The sequence below is a fragment of the Flavobacterium sp. LMO6 genome (genome assembly GCF_009495795.1).
In the GTDB taxonomy this organism is placed as follows: Bacteria; Bacteroidota; Bacteroidia; order Flavobacteriales; family Flavobacteriaceae; genus Flavobacterium.
In genome coordinates this window covers 1-2,215 of sequence record NZ_WIBH01000032.1, presented here as the reverse complement: position 1 = coordinate 2,215, position 2,215 = coordinate 1, and the positions used below count along the sequence as shown (strand labels likewise).

Sequence of the window (2,215 nt, the reverse complement as noted above, 5' to 3'; positions counted from 1 at the left end):
CCTGCTGGCAATCCAGCAAATGTTGCGCCTGTAGCTCCTGTTGTTGCTAAGGCAATATTCGTAATAGCACTATTGATACAAACCGTTTGATTTGTTCCTGAGGCAATGACATTTTGTGGAAGTATAGTAATATTAAAAGTACTACTGCCTGCTGCACCACAAGCCGTTGCTCCATAAAAATAAGTAACTGTATATGTTCCTGCAGTACTTGATGCTAAATCAATTTCTCCGGTTGAACTATTAATAGTTAATCCTAAAGTTGAACTATAAACACCTCCTGTAGTAAATCCTGCTACTGGAGTTGGAGTTGGATTTGTACTGTTTATACAAACTGGTGTTGAATAACTAAATCCTGTAACTGGAAGAGGTAGTGGATTAACAGTAATAGTTCCGGTAGCTGTTGCTGGTGGACACCCTCCTGTTGTAGTTACGGTATAGTTAAACGTTCCTGCTAAAGTAGCAGTACCAGTAATTGTAACATTATTTCCTGCCCATGAACCAGTAACTCCTGGTGGTAATCCTGTAAATGTTGCGCCTGTAGCTCCTGTTGTTGCTAAAGCAATATTCGTGATAGCACTATTGATACAAACCGTTTGGTTTGTTCCTGAGGCAATCGTGTTTAATGGCGTAACCGTAATGGTTCCGGTAGCTGTTGCTGGTGGACATCCTCCTGTTGTAGTTACAGTATAGTTGAATGTTCCTGATGCTGTTGGTGTACCACTAATGGTTGCAACGTTTCCTACCCATGAACCGTTAACGCCTGCTGGCAATCCAGCAAATGTTGCGCCTGTAGCTCCTGTTGTTGCTAAGGCAATATTCGTAATAGCACTATTGATACAAACCGTTTGGTTTGTTCCTGAGGCAATCGTGTTTAATGGCGTAACAGTGATTGTACCGGTAGCTGTTGCTGGTGGACATCCTCCTGTTGTAGTTACAGTATAGTTAAACGTTCCTGAAACAGTTGGTGTACCACTAATGGTTGCAACGTTTCCTGCCCACGAACCTGTAACTCCTGCTGGCAATCCAGCAAATGTTGCGCCTGTAGCTCCTGTTGTTGCTAAGGCAATATTCGTAATAGCACTATTGATACAAACCGTTTGATTCGTACCTGCAGCAATTGTATTTAATGGTGTAACTGTAATTGTTCCGGTTGTTGTCGCTGGTGGACAACCACCTGTAGTAGTTACAGTATAGTTGAACGTTCCTGAAACAGTTGGTGTACCACTAATGGTAGCCACATTACCTGACCATGAACCTGTAACGCCTGCTGGCAATCCAGCAAATGTTGCGCCTGTAGCTCCTGTTGTTGCTAAGGCGATATTCGTAATAGCACTATTGATACAAACCGTTTGATTTGTTCCTGAGGCAATCGTGTTTAATGGCGTAACAGTGATTGTTCCGGTAGCTGTTGCTGGTGGACATCCTCCTGTTGTAGTTACAGTATAGTTAAAAGTTCCTGAAACAGTTGGTGTACCACTAATGGTAGCCACATTACCTGCCCATGAACCGGTAACACCTGCTGGCAATCCAGCAAATGTTACTCCAGTTGCACCTGTAGTGGCTAAAGTAATATTTGTTATTGCACTATTGATACAAACCGTTTGATTCGTACCTGCAGCAATCGTGTTTAATGGCGTAACAGTAATGGCTCCGGTAGCTGTTGCTGGTGGACATCCTCCTGTTGTAGTTACAGTATAGTTAAAAGTTCCTGAAACAGTTGGTGTACCACTAATGGTTGCAACGTTTCCTGACCATGAACCTGTAACACCTGCTGGCAATCCAGCAAATGTTGCACCTGTAGCTCCTGTTGTTGCTAAAGCGATATTCGTAATAGCACTATTGATACAAACCGTTTGGTTTGTTCCTGAGGCAATGACATTTTGTGGAAGTATAGTAATATTAAAAGTACTACTGCCTGCTGCACCACAAGCCGTTGCTCCATAAAAATAAGTAACTGTATATGTTCCTGCAGTACTTGATGCTAAATCAATTTCTCCGGTTGAACTATTAATAGTTAATCCTAAAGTTGAACTATAAACACCTCCTGTAGTAAATCCTGCTACTGGAGTTGGAGTTGGATTTGTACTGTTTATACAAACTGGTGTTGAATAACTAAATCCGGTAACTGGCGTAGCTGTTGGATTAACAGTTATAGTTCCGGTAGCTGTTGCTGGTGGACATCCTCCTGTTGTAGTTACAGTATAGTTAAACGTTC

1 protein-coding gene is annotated in these 2,215 nt (G+C 42.1%); it reads right to left on the bottom strand.

Annotation, left to right across the window (positions count from 1 at the left end; genetic code table 11):
* Window positions 1-2,215 (bottom strand): hypothetical protein (locus tag GFJ99_RS13485; protein WP_162524031.1); only part of this gene is annotated, 2,215 nt, incomplete at both ends.